The organism is Stenotrophomonas sp. STEN240, assembly GCF_056756175.1.
Genome location: NZ_JBRRBO010000033.1, coordinates 21,602 through 47,495 on the forward strand (window position 1 = coordinate 21,602; position 25,894 = coordinate 47,495).

12 protein-coding genes are annotated in these 25,894 nt (G+C 63.3%); 5 read left to right on the plus strand and 7 right to left on the minus strand.

Going from position 1 to position 25,894, the window contains the following annotated elements; all coding sequences use genetic code 11:
• Window positions 1-6: 6 nt before the first annotated feature.
• From ACVOKO_RS13860 to ACVOKO_RS13870, 3 genes are all read right to left on the minus strand, one after another.
• Window positions 7-8,475: a two-partner secretion domain-containing protein gene (locus ACVOKO_RS13860; protein ID WP_346499487.1), complete on the minus strand. Its 8,469-nt coding sequence runs from the start codon at window positions 8,473-8,475 to the stop codon at window positions 7-9.
• Window positions 8,476-8,578: 103 nt separating this feature from the next.
• Entirely contained in the window at window positions 8,579-10,312 is a 1,734-nt protein-coding gene (locus ACVOKO_RS13865; RefSeq protein WP_346499488.1) for a ShlB/FhaC/HecB family hemolysin secretion/activation protein, read from the minus strand.
• A gap of 331 nt (window positions 10,313-10,643) precedes the next feature.
• A complete protein-coding gene (locus ACVOKO_RS13870) occupies window positions 10,644-11,207 on the minus strand; it encodes a single-stranded DNA-binding protein (RefSeq protein ID WP_346499489.1) in 564 nt (187 codons plus the stop codon).
• A gap of 254 nt (window positions 11,208-11,461) precedes the next feature.
• Here ACVOKO_RS13870 and ACVOKO_RS13875 point away from each other — a divergent pair, with 254 nt between their 5' ends.
• On the plus strand, window positions 11,462-12,493 hold the full coding sequence (locus ACVOKO_RS13875) for a LacI family DNA-binding transcriptional regulator (protein WP_346499499.1): 1,032 nt from the start codon (window positions 11,462-11,464) through the stop codon (window positions 12,491-12,493).
• A 169-nt stretch (window positions 12,494-12,662) separates the two neighbouring features.
• Here ACVOKO_RS13875 and ACVOKO_RS13880 read toward each other — a convergent pair whose 3' ends face one another.
• From ACVOKO_RS13880 to ACVOKO_RS13890, 3 genes are all read right to left on the minus strand, one after another.
• Window positions 12,663-13,043 carry an SseB family protein gene (locus tag ACVOKO_RS13880; protein WP_346499490.1) on the minus strand — a complete coding sequence of 127 codons (381 nt, stop codon included), beginning with the start codon at window positions 13,041-13,043 and terminating at the stop codon, window positions 12,663-12,665.
• A 312-nt stretch (window positions 13,044-13,355) separates the two neighbouring features.
• Window positions 13,356-15,071: an alpha-amylase family glycosyl hydrolase gene (locus tag ACVOKO_RS13885; RefSeq protein ID WP_346499491.1), complete on the minus strand. Its 1,716-nt coding sequence runs from the start codon at window positions 15,069-15,071 to the stop codon at window positions 13,356-13,358.
• Complete coding sequence (locus ACVOKO_RS13890; RefSeq protein ID WP_346499492.1) at window positions 15,071-16,552, minus strand: MFS transporter; 1,482 nt, start codon at window positions 16,550-16,552, stop codon at window positions 15,071-15,073. The genes ACVOKO_RS13885 and ACVOKO_RS13890 overlap by 1 nt, the downstream gene beginning before the upstream one ends.
• Before the next feature lie 211 nt (window positions 16,553-16,763).
• On the opposite strand from ACVOKO_RS13890, the gene ACVOKO_RS13895 reads away from it, so the two are divergent.
• Together ACVOKO_RS13895 and ACVOKO_RS13900 are read left to right on the plus strand one after the other, a co-directional pair.
• Window positions 16,764-18,830: a glycoside hydrolase family 97 protein gene (locus ACVOKO_RS13895; protein ID WP_346499493.1), complete on the plus strand. Its 2,067-nt coding sequence runs from the start codon at window positions 16,764-16,766 to the stop codon at window positions 18,828-18,830.
• 328 nt (window positions 18,831-19,158) lie between these two features.
• On the plus strand, window positions 19,159-21,927 hold the full coding sequence (locus tag ACVOKO_RS13900) for a TonB-dependent receptor (RefSeq protein ID WP_346499494.1): 2,769 nt from the start codon (window positions 19,159-19,161) through the stop codon (window positions 21,925-21,927).
• Between the two features lie 654 nt (window positions 21,928-22,581).
• Here ACVOKO_RS13900 and ACVOKO_RS13905 read toward each other — a convergent pair.
• Window positions 22,582-24,195: an alpha-glucosidase gene (locus ACVOKO_RS13905; protein WP_346499495.1), complete on the minus strand. Its 1,614-nt coding sequence runs from the start codon at window positions 24,193-24,195 to the stop codon at window positions 22,582-22,584.
• Between the two features lie 202 nt (window positions 24,196-24,397).
• Here ACVOKO_RS13905 and ACVOKO_RS13910 point away from each other — a divergent pair, with 202 nt between their 5' ends.
• Window positions 24,398-25,396, plus strand: a complete 999-nt coding sequence (locus ACVOKO_RS13910) for a polyprenyl synthetase family protein (protein ID WP_346499496.1) — start codon at window positions 24,398-24,400, stop codon at window positions 25,394-25,396.
• A gap of 5 nt (window positions 25,397-25,401) precedes the next feature.
• Entirely contained in the window at window positions 25,402-25,665 is a 264-nt protein-coding gene (locus ACVOKO_RS13915) for a helix-hairpin-helix domain-containing protein (protein ID WP_346499497.1), read from the plus strand.
• Window positions 25,666-25,894 lie beyond the last annotated feature (229 nt).

Consider the following 25,894-nt stretch of genomic DNA (forward strand, 5'->3'; position numbering starts at 1 on the left):
TGTGGCTTACCCCGGTGGTATCAGCCTATCGGTGCGCTGCTTACCTACAGTGAAACCGATGCCCCCGCTACCAAACAGACCAGACTTGGTCACGGTCTTGTCGTGCACCTCGGTTGAGGTGCTTTCTGCCGTACCGAGCGTAAGGTCACGCCCTGCTGCCAGCACCACATCCCCCGTACCCGCAATCTGCGCCCCCTGCGAGGTCAGGTCACGGCCGGCTGCCACGGTGACGGTCTCACCGCTCAACGTGGTGGTAACTGCAATGCTGTCATGCCACTCATCGTGAGTGGTGGTGGTCTTGGTCTTGAGGAAGCCCTTCTTCTTGCGCTGCTCGTCGATGGTCAGGTCGTGCTCTTCCTGCGCCGCAGTCAGGTTGACGTCGCGGCCAGCAGAAACACCGATGCCTCCGTCATCGCTGGCAACGGTTGTTGCCTGCAGCGTGACGTCGCGCCCTGCCTGCATCGCAATGTCACCGCCAGCAGTAATCTGCGTACCCTGCACGGTTTCGTCACTGGCTGATACCGCACGCGAGGACTTCTTGCCTGCATATCCGGTGTCGAAGGTGCTGACATCCACAGCAACGCTGCTGTTGATATCCCGCCCGGCCTGCACAGCCATCGCATTGCCGGCGCTGACGTTTGCGGCGGTCAGGTTGACGTCGTTGCCGGCCTGCAACACCACGTTGCCGGCGCCGCTTACGGTGCTGCCAACATGCGTGGTTTGGCTGGTGCGCAGGTAGTTGCGGCTGTCGGCGGTGAAATCCAGGCTTTGTTTCTGCGCGATGGTGTCCAGGTTGAGGTTGCCACCGGCCGCCAGCACGGTTGCGCCGTTCGTGCCGGCGTTTACCACCTGGGCACCGGTCAGGGTGACATCGCCCCCGGCATTGACGGTGAGTGCACCGATACCGCTGGGACTGGTGACGTACAGCCCGGCTACGCGGTCGATGCTGGTGCTGCTTTGCGCGTGAGTGCCACCGCTCTCCCAGCTGCGTGTGGTGCTGGCAACAGTGATATCGCCACCCGCCTTGACGCTGAGTGCATCGGTAGCGGTCACCTTGCTGCCGATGATGTCGATGTTCTGCTTGGCCTGCAGCCCTACCTGCTGGCCACTGATATTGGCACCAGCAAGATTGCGGATGTTGCCTGCGTCGATGGACACCAGCTTTCGACCAGCCACATCGCCTTCATTGACGAAGTCGCCGCGCAGCTTCAGGTCAACGTTGGCACCAGCCAGCAGCGCACCGTTGTTGGCGAGGTCACCCGGCTGCACGCGCAGATAAACCTGCGGCACCAGCGCGGTGGTGGTTGAGCCATCGGCGAGGGTGATGGTCTGCTCAACCAGCCAGACGATGTCGCTGGTCAACTGCGCCATCTGCTCGGCGGTCAGCGCGATGCCCGGGCGCAGGCCCCAGCCGCTGGCGACGGTAGCCCCGGCTTCCAGCAGGGCACGGTACTGATCCTCATCACTGGCATAGCCATCAAGGAAACGACGACCGGTGAGTTCGCCAATCTGCTCACGCACCAGCTTCTGCTCGTAGAAGCCATCGCCCAGGCGCTTCTGCGTGGTGACCGGGTCAAAGCCCATCTGCGCGAGCAGGTGGTCAGAGCTCAGCCAGTTGCGGTAATCCGCAAAACGCGGATCGGTTTCCACCAGGTGCTGGCCGCGATTGGCGTCCACCTTGAACAGGCTTCCGGTGGGTGCCTTGCCATCGATGGCGGTAGTCACGATGGTATCGGCGCCATCGCCGATGGCGCGCACCGCGGTGGTGCCGCCCAGGCCGGTTGTGCCCTGTGTATTGACTGTGCTGGCGTTGCCGGCTTGTGCGGCATCCGGGCCGTTGGCATTCGCGTCCGCGACAACCTGCCCCTTCACGACGCCAGGCCCCTGCACCTGGCCAGCGCCCGGTCCCACTGCGCCCGCACCCGGCCCTTGGGCATTCAAATTGGCAAGCCCAGCGCCATCCTGGACATTTGGCGCATCGCGGCCATTGTTGAGGTTGCTCAGGTCACCAACGTCCACGCTGAGCGTGCCACCCGCAGAAAGTACGCCGCCAAGTTCCCCCACCTTCTCGGAGATATCGGAGTTTTTCCAGGAACTGGAAGCGCCCCGATAGGTGTAGGACGTGTTGTTGAACGAATGCGTGCGGTAGAGCGACAAGCCTATGTTCTGCACGCTGGCGGTATCGCGGTTGATACCCACGATATCGAGATTCCCGCCCGCCGCAATGCGGCCATACTGGTTCAACAACGCATCGGTATCGATGCGCATATTGCCGCCGGCATTGATGGTCGCATCGGCCCCGGCTGAACTCACCACATCTTCAACAATGCTGTGGGTGGCAATACGGTACTGCTCGTTGCCAGAGGTATTGTTTGGATCACGCCGCATCTCGATCAGCATGTGATCAGGGTCGGTGTACTGGTACAGCGCAGTCAGCTGGACACAGTTGGTGGTACACGTGCCGTAGTTGCTGGAATAGGTGAGGTTGTCCTCTTCGTACCTGAATGCAGGCGCCCCCGGCTCGGAGGGAATGAGTTCGCGGAAGGGATCATCCGCACCTGTGGTCACAAGGTCGGGATTGGCTTGGCCATCCTGTCGGCCGGTGTAATAAATCGTCACCGTGCCATCGCTCATCACCAAGCGCGACCGCCCGCCTCTGGCACCGTACAAGCCGCCACGGCCAAACAGATAGGCAGTTGTCTGCGCATTCACGCGCAGCACTGCGCGGCGCACGACATAGCCGTCCGGGGTGATGTAAGGGGTGTCTTCCAGAATATCGTCGGGGCTTAGATAGTAGATCTCGTGCGCGACGTAGTTGCTGGTGGTCTTGTAGTCGGAGTTGCCGTTGCTGCCGTTCTTGAACCAGCTTGGCTGATCCAGGCGCACAGGAGCATTGACCGTCTTCACCTGCTCCACGACGACGTTCTGGCGGATGTTGTTGACCGCCAGCGCGTTGATATCCAGGTTACCGCCCACCTCGATGATGGAGCTGATGTTGTCTACCTGCTGGGCGGTTCCTGTCGCCAGCCGGTTTACATCCAGCACCTGGCCGATGGCAGCATCACCTCCGCTGTAAATCAGGCTTTGGTCGCTGTTGATCAGATGACCGGCGCCAAGATCGAGCCGGTCACGCGCAGCGATGGTTGCCGATGTCGCCACGCCCGCCAGGGTCTCGGCGCGGTTGAGCAGCTCCCTGGCCTGGATGGCAACGTGGTCGCCGTAGATTCGGCCGCTACCGGTGTTCTCCAGCGTATCCACCACAATGTGCGTGGTTCCACCATCAATCAGGCCACGGTTGACCACCTTGCCATCGGCCGACAGCTGGGTCAGCCCAAGGCTGCTGATCTCACCTTCGACGGCATTGCTGATGTTGGCTGCGCGCACTGCCACCGCGCCGCCCTGGATTTTGCCGTGGTTGTTCACATCCCCCGCAGTGGTGAGGCTGAGCGCGCCATTTGCCACCAGCTCCCCGGTATTGGTGAAGCTCTCGCCCAGCACAAGGGTCGCGTCGCCTTGTGCCAACACCTTGCCATCGCCACTGAGATTGCGAGCGGCCAAGCTTTGATCGCCGCCCGATACCAGCGTGCCGGCGGTATTGAGCACGGTATCTGCACTGATATCCAGGCGGTTGCCGGTAGATACCTGGCCGCCAGCGTTGTTCAGACCCGCCGTGAGTGTCAGCGTTGCGTTGCCATCGGCAATGACCTGGCCCTGACGATTGTCCAGCGACTGCGTCGTCAGCTGCATCGTGCCCGCCTGCAGGCCGAGGGCCTGGTCCGCTACAGCGGTGCTTCGGTTATCTACGCTGCCAGCGTTTAGTACCAGCGTACCGTTGGCGGCAACCAGGCCCGCTTGGTTGTCCAGCGTGTTCTGCACATTGAGGGTGGCATTGTTGCCCGCCTTGGCCACACCGCCGGCGTTTGCCAGCGATTGCGTGCGCACGGCCAAATCCGCCGCACTCACCAAGGAGCCGCCCTGGCTGTTGTCGATGCTGCTCGCATCCAGCTGTGCATTGGCTTGCGCGAACACGACACCGTTGCGGTTGTCCAAGGCACCGCTGCGGATATCCAGGGTGCCGGCACTCACGATGCCAGCACTGCCGGAGTTGAGGTTGAGCAAGGCGTTGCCTGCTGTATCCACAACCAGCGCCGCCGCGGATTGAATCAAGCCAGCATTGTTCTGCAGCATTCCGCTGTTGATGGTGAGCCCAGCTTCCAGGCTGGCTATCGTGCCGCCGTTGTTGTCGAGCAGTTGCCCACGGGTGTCGATGGCGGCCTTGCCGCCCAGTACCGTACCGCCCGCATTGCTGAGGCCACTGCTGGTCAGCTGCAAGTCCGTACCCGCCTGAACAATGCCGCCACTGTTGTCGATCCCCGTCTGTACGGTGAGCGCCAACGCTTGGCCTGCGGCTACGGTGCCTTGATTGTTGTTCAATCCGCCGGCTGCCACCACTGCATCGCCGCCGCTGGAGACCATGCCTTTTTCGCGGTTGTCCAGCAAGCCATCAACTGTCAGTTCGAGCGTGGAGGTACCTGCCACATGCAGGCTGCCGCCTCGGTTATCCAGGCTTGCCGCATGCACATCGGCGTCCCCTGCCGTCACCACGATGCCGCCGCGGTTCTCCATTGCACCGGCAACCGCAATAGCGCTTGCCGCCGCACCAGCACCCTGCAACTTGCCTTGGTTGTTCAGGAATGTTGCCGCGCGCAGATCAACCGCGCCGTTGCTGCCAATGCTGCCACCGCTGTTGTCCAACCGGTTGCGGACCTGCAGCAGCAGCGCATCGGCACCGGTTGACACCAGCTGCCCACCCGCCGTGGTCAGATCACCGGTCTGCACATTGATACGCTGCGCCGAAGTCGTGCCATCACGCAGGTCCGTCACCTGCCCGCTGATGTTCAGGCTGCCATTGCTGAGCAGGCTGCCGGCCTGGCCGGCGAGCGTGGCGGCAGTAATGGCCAGCGTGCCGGTGCCGGCGTGCTGCACGGTACCTGCCGCATTGCCGAAACTTGCTGCACGAATCGTCAAGTCGCTGTTGCTGGCAAGCGTGCCGCCATCGCCATTGTCCAGTACGCCCTGCACATCCAGCGTATTGGACTGGTCGCCGGTCATGACCACCGTGCCACCGCGGTTGTCGAAATCCACTGCATTCAACGTGAGCTGATTGGCGTTCAGCGTTGCGGCGCGATGGTCCACCACACCGGCGGTGAGCGTGAGCGCGCCACCCGTGGCAATGGTTCCCTTCTGGCCGTCCAGCCTGCCGGTGCTCAGCTGCAAACCTTGGGCACCTGCATGACTGATCACACCTTGCGTGTTCACCAGACTGCCTGCGCTCAGGTCCAGCATATCGGCGTTACTGGAGATGTTGCCCGAGGTGTTGTCGAGTTGACCTGCCACCTCAATATTGCTCGCCGATGTACCCGCTGAACTCAGCTTTCCTTCGCGATTGGACAGCGCGCCTGCGCTGAGCTCCAGGCCACCGTTGGCTGCAATAACGCCGCCGTCATTGTTCAAGCCATCGCGCACCTGCAGCTGCAGCGCGTCACTACCGGTGGACACCAAGGTGCCGTCAGCGGTGGTGAGTGCGTTCGCCTTGAGCTTCAGCTTCCGCGCTTGCGTGGTGGCGCCCTGCAGATCGACCGCATCGCCTTCCAATGTCAGGCTGCCATTGCCGACAATGCTTCCACCAGCGCCCAACAGCTCGGCAACCTCAACGCGGAGCTCTCCCTCACCGGCGTGCTCGATCGAGCCGCTGCGGTTGTCCAGGCGGGCAGCCTCCAAACGCATGTCACCCCCGGCTGCCAGTCGCCCGCCGCCGCTATTGTCCAGCAGCGCATCCACCTTCACCCGTAGGTCGGCGCCTTCGGCAACCACCACCGAGCCACCCACGTTGTGCAGCTGGCCCGCGTCAATCTGCAATGCGCCGTTGCTGGACACCGTACCGCCGCGGTTCTCCAGCGATTGCGCGATACGGATGCTTGATGCGGCATTGCCGGCAGCAATCAGCTTGCCTTGGTTGTTGATGAAATTGGCTGCACTCAGCGCAACCGCGCCATTGCTGCCGATGGTGCCGCCGGTATTGTCCAAGCGGTTCTGCACCTGCAGGTTCAGGGCATCGGTGCTGGTGGCAGCCATCTGGCCGCCGGCGGTGATCAGCTCTCCGGTCTTGATGGCGATGCGCTGCGCGGAAGTGTTGCCATCGCGCAGATCCGTGGTTTGCCCGGCGATGTTGAGGCTGCCGTTGCTGACCAGGCTACCGCCGTGCCCGCTGAGTTGGACGGCGTTGATTGCCAACGTGCCCTCGCCTGCGTGCTGCACGGTGCCGCCGGCGTTACCGAGCTCGGCGGCAGTGATGGTCAAGTCACCGTTGCTCGCCAAAGTGCCTTCACTATTGTCCAACGTCGTCTGGACGTTCAGGACATTGGCCTGTGAGCCGGTGGCAACCACCGTACCGGCCCGGTTATCAAATGCAGCGGCGTCCAGCGCAATCTGCGTGGCATTGAGCGTGGCATTGCGGTGATCAACCGCCCCTGCTGCGAGAGTGATCATGCCACTGCTGACAATGCTGCCACCCTGGCCAGCCACATTGCCCGTGGTCAACCAAAGGCCCTGCGTACCGGCGTGACTGATTGTTCCCTTTTCGTTGGCCAACGAAGCGGCGTTCAAGCGCAACGTGCTGGCATTGCTGGCCAGCGTGCCGCCGCTGTTGTCCAATGCACCGGCAACCGTCCATATGCCTGCATCAACGCCGCCATGCGCGATGCTGCCGCCGCGATTCATCAACGCGTCGGCGGAGAGTTTGAAACTGCCGGCAACGTTCAACTGCCCTTGGCTGTTGTCCACGGTGGCAGCACGCAGGTCAGCATCATGTACCGCCAGATTGCCGCCGATGTTGCGCAGGTCGCCGCCCTCCAGCTGCAGCGTGGCTACACCCAGTTTGCCGCCACTATTGTCCAGGCCTGCGCGCGCACGGATGTCCACAGCGCCCAGCGCGTCGATCCGGCCGCCATCATTGTTCAACGTGTTGCCGATGTTGAGTGCGCCGGCCGCCAGCGGCGTAACAGGCGGCGTGACCGTGCCGCCCGTACCACCGCCGCCTTCGCCTGGAGCTGGGCCACCACCGCCCACGGTGCCGCCGCCATTGCCACCTTCGGAGCCACCACCCGTGCTGCCGCCGGTACCGCCACCTGAGGTAGCGGCCTCCACCACGCCAATGCGGCCATCGTTGCGATTGCTGAGGGTTCCGGCCGAAAGATTGAGCTGCTGTGCGCCAACCTGTTCGATGGCGCCGCCTTGATTGCGCAGGGCATCCGCATTGACCTCGATACGTCGCGCATTGAGGGTGCCGCCGCTATTGTCCAGATCCGCAGCGGTACTGATGATGGCTTCGCGTGCTGCACTCACGGTGCCCCTGTTGGCAACGCCGCCGGCGGCGGAGAGCTTCGTATCCTGCTGTGACTGCAATGAGCCGCTGTTTTCAAGCCTGCCCTCGGCCGTAACCACCAGCTCACCGGCCTGCGCACCGATCTTGCCGGCGTTGCGCATGCCGACGCCGTGTTCGTTGCCGACCAGCCAGATCTTGTTGGCGTACATGCCGCCCAGTGCGCCCACGTCCAATGCGAACACCGGCGCATTGCCGCTGGCGGTCTTTGCGTTCACCTGGCTGTGGTCGGCGCTGACCACGTTGCTGCCAAGGCTGGCGTGCAACTGCTGTGCCCAGATGCCGGCATTCACTTCCAGCGAGCGGCTGATGATGTCGGTGTAGTCGCTGTCGGTCGCATCCAGACCCGCGCCGCTGATCCGCACCGCGCCGCCATCGACGCGATAACCATCCAGAACGCCGGCGTTGACGATGGCCGTACCGGTAGTCAGGGTGACGCGGCTGGCATTGAGGAAGCCGCCACCGTCCACCGAAATGCCGGCTGGGTTGGCGATCACCACCTGGGCGCGGTCACCGGCTACTTCCACATAGCCACGCAACTGGCTGGGGTTGGCACTGTTGACCTCATTGAGGATGACCCGCGCGGTGCCCTTGGCCAGCCAGGGATTACCCTGCACCCAGCCGCCAAGCTGGGTCTGCACGTTGCCGCGCGAATTGTTGAGGATGGCGCCGTCGCTGCCTACATCGAACTGGCTATACGTATTACGCGACACACCGGCCGCACTGGGCGTAGTGATATTTACCTGCGGCGTGCCGTTGGCCGAGGTCACCACCGTCGGGCGCTGCCGGTCCGGCGCGCCGGGATCGGCAACGATGCGGCCGGCCTGGGCGGTAGGTGCCTGCTGTGCGGTCACCGGCTGTACCAGCCCCACCCAGCCCATCAACAACCACAGGCCAAAGCTCATCGGATGCAATGCCGCCGTGGACAGGCCGGTGCCGCTGCTGCGGCCGCCCTTCGCTGCCTTCACCAGTTCCGACGCCACCTGCCACACACCCAGGGTACGGTTATAGACCAGACGGTAGACACGATTCATGGCATTGCTTCCTTTCGATGCTTGGATGTTTGATCTGCTGCCTTTCCGGTACGGATAACGGCAGCAGATTCCATTTGTAGGCGGCCGAGGTGACCGCCGGATATCAGAACGAGGCGCTCAGGCTGAAGCCGAACGTCGTGTATGCAGTTGGGAAACCCGCCGGTTTGTGCAGCGGGCTGCCGACAAAGACGTCCCATTGCGCGTGGGCAACGCCGCCGCGCAGGCCGACGGCCGCGCCCGCCAGGTAGTCACCCATCTGCCAGCGCGTGGCCGGGCCACCGACATGGCCGTAGTCCGCGCCCAGATAGGCCTCCTGCCCACCGCCGAGCGCAAAGCCCAGTTCGTTGCGCAGTACCCAGCCGCGTTCGCCACTCAGGGACATTTCGCCGTCAAAACCGCGCACGGTGTAGCGGCCGCCGATGGAGAAACGGTCCTGCGGCACCAGCAGGGAACGGTTCCACTGCGCACGCCAGCTGCCGGTGTAACGCACGGGCTGCTTGCCGAGTTTGAAAGGCAGCATCAGCTGCGCATCAGCGGTGATGATGCGGCCACGCGCGGTGCCTTCGCTGAAGGCCTCCTCCGGTGCAGGCAAGGCACCGAATGCTGCGGTACCTCGCCGGTAGGCGAGCCCGGCATCCAGCGTGTTGTTGCCGAAGAAGTGCTTGTGCGCCAGCCCCAACTCCCAGCCTGCCATGCGCCGGCGCTGCACTTCGATCTCGGTGTCGTCGATGAAGTTGTTCGAATCGCGGTACCAGGCCCGTGCATAGCCACTGGTCTTGAAGCTGGCGTTGCGGAACAGCATGCGGGTCAGGCGCACTTCCGCGTTGCGGCTGGCGCCGCTGTACACATAGGTTTCGTAGGCACCGGCAACGGACTGGCTGTAGTCGTACTTGCTGGCGTTGACGCCCACCAGCCACTTGCCGACCGGCACGCTGTAGTGCGCGGCCCAGCTCTCGGTGTCGCGGCCACTGCCGTTGAACACCGACTTGCCGGCGTTGAGATAGAACAGGTCGTTCAAACCGGCCAGGTTGTCCAAGGACACAGTAGCGCCGGCCTGCAGCTTGCCGGTGGACTGGCTGCCGGAATCGTCCAGGGTCAGGTTTGCGCGGACCTTGGAGCGCTGCTTCCAGCTGATAAGCAGATCGCTTTCACCCGGCTTGGCATCGGCCCCTTCGGCCGGCGGAGCAATCTGGATATCCACGGACGCGGTTGGCACACGCTGGAAATTCTCCAACGCCTGTTCGATGTCACGCAGGTTCAACAGGTCGCCAGGTGCCGCCGGCATCGCATTCCACAACGCAGGAGCCGACTGCGCGCTGTCGGCAAAACGAATTGCATGGATCCGGCCCGGCACCACGGTCAGCTGCAGGGCCCCGCTTTTCAGATCCTGCGGCGCGGCGAGGATACGGGTGGTGACATAGCCACGGGCGATGATCGCGTTCTGCACGCGCTTCATCACGATATCGACGCCGGCCGTACCCAGACAGCGACCGGTAACAGGATCGTCCTTGGGATCGGCGGCCTTCAAGGCCCAGCGGAAGCGATCAGCCTCTTCGCCGTCCAGGGTGATGTGGTTGATGACGAAGCAAGGCGCTTCATCAACGGGCAGGCGTCCGATGTTTTCTTCCGGCGTGGCTTGCAGACGCGCATCTGGCTGCGCTTCCTGCTGCTCACGCAAGACGCGCTCGCGCTCTTGTTGCCGCAGCAGTTCCTGCGCGTTTACGTCTGCTGTCTGCGCCTGTGCGGCGCCAGTTCCGAGCACGGCTGCACATGCAACCACCAACAACCGCGCACGCGTCATCAACGCGCCACGCACCCGCATTCCTTTGCCTTGCATATGAACCAACCGTCCTTGAGCAATTGCGGCCAGCGGCCGCGCGGAATGATTGGGGCCTGCGCACCATTCCGAAAAACATCGGCTGCACAACCAGAACCGGAAACCTCCCGTCCGCCCTGATTGCGCCTGCCCCCTGTAAGCACAACTCTGCCAGTTATTTTAGCAAACCCGCAGATTCGATTTGGTCACAAATAAGGAAATGTATTTTCGGACCAGATCCAATTGACATGTGGTCATAGCCACCTGTAATGCCGAATGTCTTCTTCGGGCATTGCATAAAAAAAGGCCATGCAGTGCATGGCCTTTGGCAAACAAACGCGCAAGACGATTATCAGAACGGAATATCGTCGTCGGCAAAGTCGTCCATCGGCGGAGCCGACTGCTGCTGCGGGGGTGCCTGGCGCTGCTGCTGGCGCTGACCGCCGCCGTAGCCACCGCCACCGCCGCCGCCCTGATCCTGGTTGCCGTAACCGCCCTGGCCGCCGCCCTGCTGCTGGCGCGGGGCCGACTGGCGCTGCGGACGATCGCCGCCCATGCCGCCACCACCACCGCCGCCTTCACCACGGCCGCCGAGCATCTGCATTTCGTTGGCGACGATATCGGTGGTGTACTTCTCAACACCGTCCTGGCCGGTGTACTTGTCGTAGCGCAGTTCGCCTTCGACATAGACCGAGCTGCCCTTGCGCAGGTATTCGCCGGCGATCTCGCCGAGCTTGCCGAAGAACACCACGCGGTGCCATTCGGTGCGCTCCTGCTGGTTGCCGTCCTTGTCCTTGCGCACGCTGGTGGTGGCCAGGCTGATGCGGGTGATCGCCATGCCGGCCTGGGTGTACTTGGTGTCCGGGTCGTTGCCGAGATTGCCGACGAGGATGACTTTATTGATGCCGCGGGCCATAGGTTCCTACTCTTCCGTTGGGGTCCACCCGCCGGATGCGGGCAATAGCCCACGTATTATATCGTTCCTGCGGCAGATATCAGTCAATCCGCAGATGCCTTGGCACGTAAGGCTTGCGCTCGCCCCGGAGCAGCTGAAGCGGCCCCCAGCCCACGCTCTGCCCGGGCCAGGCCGGGACCTGCCAGCGGTGCCGCCCATCCCGGTCCCGCATGGCCCATGGCATGATGCCTGACGTCTTCACATCACCAGGCATGATGGTCATCAAGGGCAAAGCCACCTCATTGGATATCGCACACATGGCGGGCGTTTCGCAGCCCACCGTGTCGCGAGCGCTGCGCGGCAGCCCGATGGTCAACGCCGAGACCCGCCAGCGCATCCTGGATATCGCCAGGCAGCTGAACTACAAGGTCGACAAGAACGCCTCCAGCCTGCGCTGCCAGCGCTCGGGCACCCTGGCCCTGCTGTTCTTCGAGGACCCGACCACCGATGACTCGCTGATCAACCCGTTCTTCCACTCGATGCTGGGCTCGATCACCCGCGCCTGCGCCTTGCATGGTCGCGATCTGCTGGTGTCCTTCCAGCAGTTGTCCAGCGACTGGCACGCCGATTTCGAGGACAGCAACAAGGCCGACGGCATCATCCTGCTGGGTTATGGCGATTACCACGAGTCGGTGGAGCGTCTGCAGCGGCTGGTCGAGCAAGGCACCCACTTCGTGCGCTGGGGCGCCGCCCTGCCCGGCCAACCGGGGGTGTCGGTAGGCAGCGACAACTTCCAGGGTGGCTACGACATCACCGCGCATCTGCTTGAGCAGGGCTGCCGGCGCATCGCCTTCCTTGGCCATGCCTCAAGCCATTACCCGGAGTTCGAAGAGCGCTATCGCGGCCACGCGCAGGCACTGCGGGACCGGGGACTGGCAGCGGATGCCGGCCTGCAGCACGACGCCATCACCACCGAGGAATCCGGCCATGCCGCCTGTCTGGCGCTGCTGGACCAAGGCATGGCGTTTGATGCGATCTGCGCGGCCAGCGACCTGATCGCCATCGGTGCCCTGCGCGCCCTGCGCGAACGCGGCCTGCAGGTGCCACAGGACATCGCGGTGACCGGTTTTGATGATATTCCGCTGGCAGCCTCGGTATCACCGGCGCTGACCACGGTGCAGCAGGACACCAAGCAGGCCGGCCAGCTGCTGGTCGACAAGCTGCTGGGGCTGATTGCCGGTGAAGCTGTGGACGGGCTCACCATTCCGGTGAAGCTGGTGGTGCGCGAATCTTCGCGACGGGGCTGAGCCAAGCGGGAATGCGGCACGCCTTGTTGCCCGGGCAAGCAAAGCACACCCGGGAAAAGCAGGACGATCAAATTGAAGCCGGCAACCACTTGCGCGATCAGGCACAAGCCCCGGGTGCGCTGCGCTTACCCGGGCTACGTTTGCTCGCGTAGCTGGGGCAGCGGCTCTATCAGGTGAAATCCTTGAGAATTTCGCCCACGCCCGATGGTGCGATTTCAAAGCCCAGCGGCGTGCCGGGATTGATCACCACGCCGTAGCCGCCCGGCACGCGCCGCAGCACCTCCAGCATCAGCATGCGGATGTTGTGCGGGGCCTGTTGCTGATGAAAGCCAACCCGCGCCATATCGGTGAACACCGCCACGTGCAGCACGCCCTGTTTGTCGAACAGCAGTGGATCAAAGCCGCTGCCGTCGGGCGTGACCAGGCTGCCGGTCAGCAGCACCACCTCGGACGCCACGAAGGCCTGCATGAAGGCGCGGATCGGCAGCTTGCCGTCCATTGCGGTCTGCAACAGGATTTCGATGGGGGTCTGCGGGGGGAGCTGGTTCATGGGGTGCCGCCGGGAATGCCTGGGGGCGGATTGTAGCGGGTGGGGCTGGTGGAGTCGCAAAGGCGGGAGCTGGAGGCTGGGGCTGGGGCTGGGGCTGGGGCAGAGGCAGAGGCTGATGCAGAGGCACGAGCAGAAGCAAGAGCTCTACCCCTCCCCAACCCTCCCCTTGCCTGCGGCAAAGGGAGGGGGCTTGGCTCCCTCCCTTTTGCGTAGCAAAGGGGAGGGTTGGGGAGGGGTGGCTTTTGGCGCGAAGCTGAAGCTGCCCTCACCCCACCCCCTCTCCCGCACGCGGGAGAGGGGCTTAAGCAGGCTTTACTGCGCCAATCGCTTATCCCGCGCGATCTGGTCCGCCATCGCCGCATCCAGCTGCGCCTGCAGCTCGCTCTGATTCACCTGCGCATCCAGCACGAACACCTTGACGCCATGCGCCGGCACCTCGGCCTTCAGTGCGTTCTTCACCTTTACGTTGCCGCCATCCAGCACATCGCGCCACTGCCCGGCCTGCAGGTAACGGCTCACCTCGAACGTGCGTGCCGCATCGCTCTTGTTCAACAGCACCAATACCGTCTGTGCGGTATCGCCCTGCTGCAGCACGCGGTAGAACACCGCTTCATCGCCCAGCAAGCGCTCGTTGACCTGCAGGCCGCGCTGCAACGCAGGCGTCGCTTCGCGCAGCTTGGCGATGCGCTGCAGGGGCGCGAAGATCGGGCTCTGCCCTGCAGCATCCACACGCTGCTGACCGAAGTACGCACGGTTGCCCGCATGCTCGGCACGGCCGCGCATGAAGCCGGTTTCCGAGCCGTAATAAAGCACCGGAATACCGCGTGCAGTGAACAACCAGTTGTGCGCGTCGATGAAGCCGGCGTCGCTGGCATCCAGACGCGCCATGTCGTGGTTGTCGTAGAAGCTCATCAACGCGTAGGGATTCGCATACGGGCCGCCACTCAGATGCAGCGGCTCGGCCAGTGCTTCAAAACCCTTCTGCTCTTTGCCGAATACCGAGGACATGGCACCGCGCAGCGGGAAATCGAGCACGCTGACGTTCGCGTTCGACGGCCAGGTGTGTTCGGCAATCTTGGCCGCGTCGTAGTCGAAGGCTTCGCCGAACATGAACATGCCCGGGTGCTCGGCGCGGATGCGCTGCACGAATTCATGCCACCACGGATGCGGCAACCAACCGATGGTATCGATGCGCAGAGCATCCACGCCCTGCGCCGTCCACTGCAGGTAGGCGCCAACCAGGTAATCCATCACCGCCGGGTTGTGCTCGTTGAAATCCGAGAGCTCGGCCAGGTTGCCGTCAAAGATCGAACCCTTGCTGCCATCGACCGGGCCGATGTTGTTGTAGAACGCGTGCAGCGGGTTGTGCTTCGGGTCGAGCTTGTCCGGCGCCAGGTTCTGGTGGTCGGCGATCAGCTTGCCGTCCTTGTCGAAAATCTGCCCGAACTGCAGCTGGCGCTTGGGCATGGTCCAGGCCGGTGAGCCGTGGTTGCCGACGATATCCAGCACCACCTTCAGCTTGGCGTCGTGCAAGCCCTTGGTCAGCCCGGCGAAATCCAGGTCGGCGCTGGGCAGGTGCTCGTCCAGCTTGTAGAAGTTGATGCCCCAGTAACCGTGGTAACCGGTCTTGCCACGATCGGTCAGCGTACTGGTGCAGCTGATCGGCTTGCTGCCGGTGAAGGCCTGGTCGGGGTTGTCGATGATGGGCGTGATCCACACCGCGCCAAAGCCGAGATTGCGGATGTAGTCGGCGTTGTCCAGCACGCCCTTGAAGTCGCCGCCTAGGTAGCCGATGTTGCCGTCGACCTTGTCCGGGCAAGGCACCGGAATATCGAAAGTTGGGTGCTCGCCACCCTGGTCGCGGTGATCGTTGCTGGTGTCGCCGTTGACGAAGCGGTCAGTGACCACGAAGTACACCGCATCACGGGCAAACGGCTCGGTGGTGCCGATGTAATCCGGCCGGTTACCGGCAAATGCCGTACCCGCCACCAAGGCCAGACCAACCGCTGCTGCCAAACGACTACGCATCACACCACCTCCTGTTGCGACGGAACCCGCAATACACACAACCCGGCCACGAACAGGCTGCAACCACCCAGCACCAGCACGTGGATGGGGTCACCGCCCAACCAGTTGCGCAGGGCAAAGCCCAGCGCGCTGGCTGCGACCAACTGCGGTATCACGATGAAGAAATTGAAGATGCCCATGTACACGCCCATCTTGGCCGCCGGCACGCTGTCCGACAGCAGGGCATAGGGCAAGGACAGGATCGATGCCCAGGCAAAACCCACGCCCACCATCGACAGCAGCAACCACTGAGGGTCCTTGATCAGCATCAGCGAGATCAGCCCCAGCCCGCCCAGCCACAGATTGATCAGATGGCTCCAGCGCAGGCCGATGGCGCGCACCATCAGTGGAATGATCAGCGCGGCCACCGCGGCGAAACCGTTGTAGGCACCAAACAGCACACCAACCCAGTTTGCGCCTTCGTTGTAGGCCGCGGTCTGCGTATCAGTAGAGCCGAAATGGGTGCCGGCTACCGCTGCGGTGGTATAGATCCACATCGCAAACAGCGCGAACCACGAGAAGAACTGCACCCAGGCCAGGCGCCGCATCGTGCCGGGCATGCTGCGCAGGTCATCGACGATGGTGGCCAGCATATGCGTGCCGGGCAGCACCCGCGCCACTGCCAGCAACAGACCGTAGCTGGCACACAGGCCAGCCAGCACATAGAGCATGCGGTCGCCTTGCCGCCACGCGATCAAGGCCGCCAGTACCACGCCAAGGCCCAGCCAGAGACCGATCTGGCGCCACTGCGGCGGGCCACCGACACGCTGTGCGGCATGCAGCGGCGATGGCTCGGCGTCGTCAAAGCCGGCCAGCTCGGCCGGTGAATACTCGCGCGTGCTGAACACCGTCCAGCTCATCGCCAGCAGCAACACCACGGCACCGAAATAGAACGCATAGCGCACGGTATCCGGCACTTCACCCGGGCCGGCGGTGTTGGCCACACCGAAGTAGGCCAGGATGAAAGGCAGAAAGCTGGCCACCACCGCGCCTACACCGATGAAGAAGCTCTGCATCGAAAACCCGGCCGGGCGCTGCCTGGGCGAAAGCTGATCACCGACGAAAGCGCGGAACGGTTCCATTGAGATGTTGATCGATGCGTCCAGCACCCAGAGCGTGCCGGCGGCGATCCACAGCGTCGGCGAATTCGGCATGACCAGCAGCGCCAGCGTGGTCAGCACCGCGCCGATCATGAAGTAAGGCCTGCGCCGGCCCCAGCGCGTCCAGGTGCGGTCGGACAGGTAGCCGATCACCGGCTGCACCAGCAACCCGGTTAGCGGTGCGGCGATCCACAGCCCCGGCACCGCGTCCATCGGCGCGCCCAGCGTTTCAAAAATGCGGCTGGCATTGGCGTTCTGCAGCGCGAAGCCGAACTGGATACCCAGGAAGCCGAAACACATGTTCCAGATCTGCCAGAACGACAGCTGCGGTTTGCTATTCATCAAGCGCTTCCCCCCTCCGGGAATCACGGATGCGATGGTTGGGCGCGGATGCGCTGCGGCCATGGTAGAGGGCGCACCTGTGATCTGCACCGCCGTTGCATACGTATTCAATGCGGCATAACGCCCACGGCGGCCTGCGCCGGGGAATAGTGGCGCCACGTGCCACCCCGCAGGGCCGGCGCGCCGACCAGAACCCGGAGTTGAGACCCGCATGGCCGATACACGCCCCATCCCTGCCCGCCTGTCGCTGAAAGCCGCCTTCGCGCTGCTGTTGATCAGCTGCCTGCCGGCCCACGCCGCCGATCTGGCGCGCGTCACCTCGCCCGACAAACACCTGGTGGTGATCGTCGAATCGCAGCACGAAGGCCGCCCCTCGTACCGGGTGGAGCGCAATGGCGAGGCGGTGATTGCGCCGTCGCGGCTGGGCATGTTGCTGGGCGATGGCCGGCTGGAGCGCAATGTCGCGCTGACCGGGCAGTCGCAGCGCAGCTTCGATGAAACCTGGGAGCAGCCCTGGGGCGAGCGCCGCCTCACCCGCAACCATTACAACGAACTGCGCGCCAGCTTCACCGAGAAGCCGGGCGCGGGCCGCAACTACGAGCGCCGCTTTGATGTGGTGTTCCGCGTCTACGACGATGGCATCGGCTTCCGCTACGAGTTCCCGCAGCAGGCAGGCATGAAGCAGGCGCAGATCCACGCCGAACTGACCGAATTCGCGCTGGCGCGCCCCGCTACCGCGTGGTGGATCCCCGCCTTCGAATGGAACCGCGAGGAATACCTGTACCACCAGACGCCGCTGAAGGAAGTTGGCACCGCCCAGACCCCGCTGACCCTGCGCAGCGACAACGGCCTGCATATCTCCATCCATGAAGCCGCGCTGGTCGACTATGCCGGCATGAACCTGGCCCGCGGTGACGGCGACATCCTGCACGCCACGCTGACCCCGTCCAGCAGCGGTGCACCGGTGGTGCGCGCCCTGCCCTTCAACACCCCGTGGCGCACCATCACCATCGGCGAAAAGGCCGGTGATCTGGCCGAATCCAGCCTGATCCTCAACCTCAACGAGCCCAATGCGATTGGCGATGTGAGCTGGTTCAAGCCGGCCAAATATGCCGGCGTGTGGTGGTCGCTGCACCTGGAAACCGAAACCTGGGCCACCGGCCCCAAGCATGGCGCCACCACAGAAAACACCCGCCGCTACATCGACTTCGCCGCCGCCAATGGTTTCCGTGGCGTGCTGGTGGAAGGCTGGAACGTTGGCTGGGACGGTGACTGGTTCGCCAACGGCGAGGCCTTCGACTTCACCCGCGCCACCCCGGATTTCGACCTGCCCGGACTTGCCAGCTATGCCGCCGGCAAGGGCGTGCACCTGATCGGCCACCACGAAACCGCGTGCGCGGTGAGCCACTACGAACGTCAGCTGCCGGCAGCGCTGGATCTGTACGCGCGCAACGGCGTGGACGTGATCAAGACCGGCTATGTCTGTGACGCCGGCGACATCCACCGCCAGGATCAGGCCGATGGCCCGATCACCCGCGAATGGCACGAAGGCCAGTGGATGAGCAACCACAACCTGCGCGTGCTGCAGCAGGCCGCCGCCAAGCACATCGCCATCAACTCGCACGAGCCGATCAAGGACACCGGCCTGCGCCGCACCTACCCCAACTGGGTATCGCGCGAAGGCGCGCGCGGCATGGAATTCAACGCCTGGGGCAACCCACCCAACCCGCCGGGCCATGAAGCCACGCTTGTGTTCACCCGCATGCTGGGTGGGCCGATGGATTACACCCCCGGCATCGTCAGCCTGAAGGGCCGCAACGGGCTGGCTCTGCGCAGCACCCTGGCCAAGCAGCTGGCCTTGTACGTGGTGCTGTACAGCCCGGTGCAGATGGTGGCCGACCTGCCTGAACATTACGCGCAGCACCCGGACGCCTTCCAGTTCATCAAGGATGTGGCGGTGGACTGGGAAGAAAGCCATGTGCTGAATGGCGAGATCGGCCAGTACGTGACGTTTGCGCGTAAAGCGCGCGGTAGCGAGGAATGGTTCGTCGGCAGCGTCGGCAGCGAGACACCGCAGGCGCTGGAGGTGGCGCTGAGCTTCCTCGGCCCGGGCAAGCGCTACCGCGCGGAAATCTACCGCGACGGCGACGGCGCCAACTGGCAAACCGCACCGTTTGCCTTCGTCCGCGAGACGCGCGAAGTGGGCAATGGCGACCGGATCAAATTGCAGCTGGGCGCCGGTGGCGGGGCTGCAGTGCGGTTTGTACCGCTGAATTAAGCCCCTGTCGCGCGGAAGCAAGGCGTTTCAGGCCTTGCTTCCCTGCCGTCATTACCCGCGCGAGTGGAGATGATGGCTTGAGGGCAGCGGCGCAGGTGCGCGCAGCCCCTCCCCGTACAGACATCCAAAACCACCGCAGAAAGCGTTTTCAGACCTATCTGCCGCTCCTGCACGCCATTGAATACGTATGCAGCCCAGCGCCACGGGCTTGCCTGCTGATTACCATGCGAGACAGTCGCAAGCAGCGAAAAAAACAACCGCGACGCATCCCCCGCAACATGCGTGGGAGCAAAAAACAACCAACCGACATCACCTGGGAGAGGGGAGTATGTTGAACACCAAGCGCAACCTGCTGAGCGTGGCACTGGCTTCGGCCATCACGCTGAGCGCAACCGCCGCACACGCACAGAGCGTGGACGACGAAGCCACTGCAAAAGCAAAGGCCCAGGCCACCGACCTGGATACCGTCACCGTTACCGGCATCCGTCGCGGCATCGAGAGCGCGATTTCGGTCAAGCGCGACTCGACCTCGATCGTGGAAGCCATCTCGGCCGAAGACATCGGCAAGTTGCCCGACGTCAGCATCGCCGAATCCATCGCCCGCCTGCCCGGCCTGGCTGCACAGCGCGTCGCTGGCCGCGCCCAGGTGATCAGCGTGCGCGGCCTGTCGCCCGACTTCGCCACCACCCTGCTCAACGGCCGCGAGATGGTCAGCACCGGCGACAACCGCTCGGTGGAGTTCGACCAGTACCCGTCCGAACTGATCAGCGGCGTCACCGTTTACAAGACCCCGGACGCCGGCCTGGTTGGCCAGGGCTTGTCCGGCACACTGGACCTGCAGACCGTGCGCCCGCTCAGCTACAACGAGCGCGTCATCGCCGTCAGCGGCCGCTACCAGAAGAACTCGCTGGGCGAAGCCGCCGGCGAAGACCCTTATGGCAATCGCCTCAATTTCAGCTATGTCGACAAGTTCGCCGACAACACCATCGGCCTGGCCATTGGCATCTCCCACTCGGAGATGTCCAAGCAGGAAAACCAGGTCGGCCTGTATGAGCCGTGGCAGGCAATCGGTGACAACTGGCGCCCCGGCGTGGCTGAAGGCACCTATTACTCCGACGGCATCAAGGCCCTGCGCCGCACCGGGCATTCCAAGCGCGATGGCGTGATGGCTACCCTGCAGTTCCGGCCCAACAACAGCTGGACCAGCACGCTGGACACCTTCTACACCAAGGCCAAGGAATACGACACCGCCAACCAGATGGAAATCCATCTTGGCGATTACAACGGTGGCTATGACCGCCTGAACGTCACCGACGTGGTGGTCAACGGCAATGGTAGCTTCGTCAGCGGCGTGGCGCACAACGTCTATCCGCTGGTACGCGGCATGTACAACAACCGCGAAGACACCATCAAGGCGGTTGGCTGGAACAACGAATTCACCTTCGGCGAAGTGCGCGTGGTGGCCGACGTCAGCTGGTCCAAGGCCGAGCGTGACGAGCTGAACCTGGAAAACAACCTGCAGCTGCTGCCGGCGCCGATGCTGGATTCGGTCAAGCTGAATTTCGCGGGCGGCAGCTTCCCGCAGTTCACGCCTGGCCTCGATTATTCGGACTACAGCAAGCTCTACCTGACCAACACCATCTATGGTTCGGGTTACGGCAAGACCCCGCATGTTGACGACGAGCTGAAGGGCTTCAAGCTGGCTGCCACCTTCCCGGTACCGGAAGGCTTCACTTGGTTCTCCGACTTCGACATTGGCGTCAACTACGCCGACCGCAGCAAGAACAAGACCCAGGCCGAAGGCAACATCAACCTCGGTGCCCAGGGCATCACCAGCATCGGCGCTGACCTGCAGTACAAGCCGGTCAACCTGGGCTTTGCCGGCGCGGGCTACATCCCCGCCTGGAACGTACCGGCAGCGGTTGGCCGCTACATGCTGTTCAACCCGACTACCACCGAAAGCTACCTGATTCCGAAGCAATGGACGGTGGATGAGAAGATCACCACCACCTTCCTGCGCGCCAACATCAGCACCCAGATCGGCTCGATCCCAGTACGCGGCAACGTCGGCATCCAGGCCCAGTACGCCGACCAATCCTCGCGTTCCAATTACTGGGACAGCTCACAGGGCGTGGGCAATGAAGTTGTGCCGATCGATGAAGGCGAGAAGTACCTGGACTTCCTGCCCAGCCTGAACCTGGCGTTCGAGCTGCCGGCGGAGAACACCTTGCGTTTCGCCCTGGCCCGCCAGGTAGCGCGCCCGCGCGTGGATGAGCTTCGCGCCTCGATGGAATTCGGCATGGACACCACGCTGGGCAAGCCCGGCGCCAGCGGCGGTAACCCGCATCTGCGCCCGTGGGTTGCGAACGCCATCGACCTGTCCTGGGAAAAGTACTTCGGCAACAAGGCTTACGTGGCTGCTGCGGTGTTCTACAAGGACCTGAAGAGCTACATCTACACCGAGAAGCGTGACGGCTACGATTTCACCGACCAGGTGGCGGAGTGGATGAAGGTCGACACCAATGCAGCCCAGCTGCAGGCACCGGCACAGATGACCGGCTACTACACCGCACCGTTCAACGGCACCGGTGGCAGCCTGCGCGGCGCTGAACTGACCGCCTCGTTGCCGTTGGATCTGTTCTCCGACGCCCTGCGCGGCTTCGGCGTGGTGGCCAGCGCGAGCTTCAACGACAGCGACATCATGATCAAACCGGATCCGGGCACCACCTCCAGCGTTGGCAGCGAACCGATCATGCTGCCGGGCCTGTCCAAGCGCGTTTACAACTTCACCGCTTACTACGAGAACAGCGGCTTTGAAGTGCGTTTGAACCAGCGCAAGCGTTCGGACTTCATCGGTGAGATCGGCAACTTCAACGGCGCCCGCACCCTGCGTTATGTGAAGGGCGAGAACGTACTGGACGCGCAGGTGGGCTACAGCTTCGCCGACGGCAACGCGCTCAGCGGCCTGAGCCTGTTCCTGCAGGCCAGCAACCTGACCAACTCCAAGTACGAAACCTATGCCGGCAGCAAGGATCGTCCGCTGGAAACCGTGGAATGGGGCCGCACCTACCAGGTGGGTGTGAACTACAAGTTCTGATTGGTTCTGGTCAGGCGCAAATTGAAGGCCCGCTGCTTTGGCAGCGGGCTTTTTTGTTTTGTCAGGGCAGCGTTGTGCGTGGCTTGCTGCTAAGAGAATGCTGAAGTTTTTTGTGATTGCCGCTTGGGGGGCTGGGGCTGGGGCGTTGGAAGTTATGCCCTCATTTCTAAGCAGGCGGTAATGGCTTTGGCTTTGGCTTTGGCTTTGGCTTTGGCTCTGGCTTTGGCTCTGGCTTTGGCTCTGGCTTTGGCTCTGGCTCTGGCTCTGGCTTTGACTCTGGCTTTGGCTCTGGCTTTGGCTTCGGCTTTGGATTTGGCTCTGGCTGTTTGGCACTTCCCTTCTCCCGCTTGCGGGGGAAGGTGCCCGGAGGGCGGATGGGGGGAGCTTTGGCTTTGGCTTTGGCTTGCTTTAAAAGCGCCCTCACCCCAACCCCTCTCCCGTAAACGGGAGAGGGGCTTAATCCAAGTCCAAGTCCAAATCAAAGTCAAAGTCAAAGTCAAAGTCAAAGCCAAACCCCAAACCCCAAACCCCAAACCCCAAACCCAAGCCCAACGCCAAAGCCCCAACCCAAAGCAAAATCAAAATCAAAAGCAAAATCAAAAAAAAAGGCGGAGATGCTATCTCCGCCTGCACAAAAGAGAGAACAACAAAAACTCAGCTGCGACGCGCGCAGTACACCGCGTGCCCAGGCAATACCAGCTCACCAGCGTCGACAGCACCAGCCACCGGGCCCGGCACGTCCAACGCCAGCCATTCACCCGTCGGCAAACCATGCCGAACCGTCTCGCCTGACAGATTGAACGCCAACAACAAGGTTTCATCCCCGGCCTGACGTTCAAACAGCAACACAGGCTCGGCGCTATCAAGGAAACGAATCGACCCTCCGACCAAAGCCGGGTGCACCTTGCGCCAGCTCATGAAGCTGCGGAACGAATGCAACACCGAATCGCCATCCACTTCCTGCGCCTGCACCGAAAGCGCCCGATGCTCAGCCGGAATCGGCAACCAGGGTTTGCCTGTGGTGAACCCAGCCAACGCTCCATCGGTCCACGGCATCGGCGTCCGACATCCATCGCGGCCCTTGAAGTTCGGCCAGAAGGTGATGCCGTAAGGATCCTGCAGCGCTTCGAACGGAACATCCGCCTCGCCCAGGCCCAACTCTTCGCCCTGGTAGATACACACCGAACCGCGCAGCGAGCACACCAGCGCGGCCAGCATCTTGGCCAGCGACGGCTTGGCAGGATGCCCGCCCCAACGGGTCACCGCACGCTGCACATCGTGATTGGACACCGCCCAGCACGGCCAGGCCTCGCCCATTGCCGCTTCCAACCGCTCGACCGTGCCACGGATGTAAGCCGCACTGTAATCGTCCACCAGCAGCTCGAAGCTATAGCCCATGTGCAGGCGACCCGGCGCGGTGTACTCGGCGGTAGTGGCCAGCGAATCCTCCGAGGAGATTTCGCCCAGCGTCACCGCTTCCGGGTACTGGTCCAGCAAGCCACGCAGGCGCTCGAGGAAGCCGATGTTCTCGGGCCGGGTGTTGTTGTAATAGTGGTACTGGAAGGCGTACGGATTATCCGGGCTGAAACCGCGGCCAATACGCTCGCTTTCCGGCTTGGGCGGGTTGTCGCGCAGCTGTGCGTCGTGGAAGCAGAAGTTGATCGAATCCAGACGGAAGCCATCCACGCCACGATCAAGCCAGAACTTCACATAGTCCAGCGTTGCCTGCTGCACCGCTGGATTATGGAAATCCAGGTCCGGCTGCGAAGCCAGGAAGTTATGCAGGAAATACTGTCGACGCCGTGGCTCCCACTGCCATGCCACGCCACCGAAGATCGACAGCCAATTGTTCGGCGGGCTGCCGTCAGCACGCGCATCGGCCCACACATACCAATCGGCCTTGGGATTGTCGCGGCTCTCGCGGCTTTCCTTGAACCAGGCGTGCTCCACCGAGGTATGGCTGAACACCTGGTCGATCATCACCTTCAGGCCCAGCGCATGCGCCTTGGCCAGCAAACGGTCGAAGTCGGCCAGGTTGCCGAACATCGGGTCCACATCGCGGTAATCGGCAATGTCGTAACCAAAGTCGGCCATCGGCGACTTGAAGAACGGCGACACCCAGATCGCATCCACGCCCAACGAGGCCACGTAGTCCAGGCGCTCGATGATGCCCGGCAGGTCGCCGACGCCGTCGCCATTGGTGTCCAGGTAGCTGCGTGGGTAAATCTGGTAGATGACGGCACCGCGCCACCATGGAGTTTTCGACATCGAGCGCCCCCCTACGGGCTTCAGCGCCCTGTTTCAGGGCCGCGAAATGTATGCCAGCCAGCTTAGCGTCGGCGCTTTGCCGACGGTGTTGCTTGCATACGTATTCACTGCGCAAAGGCCCGGTTCTGCTCGGTTTTCGGCCCCGACGGGCCGCCTACGCCGACTCCGCCTATAATCCCCGGGTACCCCCTGAAGTCTTCCTATGAGCATCGCTGAACATATCCGCCCCGCGCTGGGCCTGCCTGCCATCCAGACCCTTGCCGCAGCGGACATGGCTGCCGTTGATGCCCTGATCCGCCGCCGTCTGTCCTCGGACGTGGTGCTGATCAACCAGATCGCCGATCACATCGTCTCGGCGGGCGGCAAGCGCCTGCGGCCGATGCTGGTGATGCTGGCCGGCCATGCGGTCGGTGGCGCCGGCCCGGAACACCACCAGCTGGCGGCGATCATCGAGTTCATCCACACCTCCACCCTGCTGCACGACGATGTGGTCGACGAATCCGACCTGCGCCGTGGCCGCAGCACCGCCAACGCCTTGTGGGGCAACGCCCCCAGCGTGCTGGTCGGTGACTTCCTGTACTCGCGCAGCTTCCAGCTGATGGTCGAGCTGGAGCGCATGGCGGTGATGCAGATTCTGGCCGACACCACCAACCGCATCGCCGAGGGCGAGGTGCTGCAGCTGCTGCACGTACATAACCCGGACACCGACGAAGCCGCCTACCTGCGCGTGATCGAGCGCAAGACCGCAGTGCTGTTCGCCGCCGGCACCCGCCTGGGCGCACTGGCTACCGGTGCCGACGAGATCGTGCAGCAGAAGCTCTACGACTACGGCATGCACCTGGGCTATGCCTTCCAGATCGCCGACGATGTGCTGGATTACTCGGCCAATGCCGATGAGTTGGGCAAGAACCTGGGCGATGACCTGGCCGAAGGCAAGGCCACCCTGCCGCTGATCCACGCGATGGCGCATTCGGATGAAACGGTGCGCCAGCGTCTGCGCGAGATCGTGCAGGACGGTGACGCCAGCGCGATGCCGGAAGTATTGGCAGCCATCCACGCCACTGGCGGCCTGGAATACAGCCGCAAGCGCGCCGTGGAATACGCCAACGCCGCCGAGCAGGCCCTGGACGGGCTGCCGGAAACCGAAGCGGTTGCCGCCCTGCGCGGCCTGGCTCGCTACGCCATCGAACGCAGTCACTGATCCCGATGACGGGCCTGCAGCAGTTCCCTGAAGACGAGCGGGCGGTGTTGTTGGCGGTGAAAGGCGTAGGTGCCACCGTGGTGGCACGGCTGGAGCAGTTGGGCTTTCATTCGCTGCCGCAGCTGGCCCAGGCCGACCCCGGCGATATCGTCAGCCAGGCATCGGCGATGCTGGGCAGCAGCTGCTGGCGCAACAGCCCGCAGGCGCGGGCAGCGATCAGTGGCGCGATAGCGGCGGCGCGGGGCCAAGCCCTGTGGGAGCGGCGTTAGCCGCGAAGCTACAGATGTTTCCGACGTTACCGAAGGCGAACCACCAGCAGCGCATCCAATGCGGACAGCAGTTACCGCGATCTGACAGATAGTCAGCTTCGCGGCTTACGCCGCTCCTACAAACGTCATGGATTGCCGGTGAAGCCCCTGCCGAGCATGGCTCGGCACTACACGACAGCCCTTGCTGGTACCGCCCGGGCCGCTACTGACCGGGAAAGGTTCAACCGAT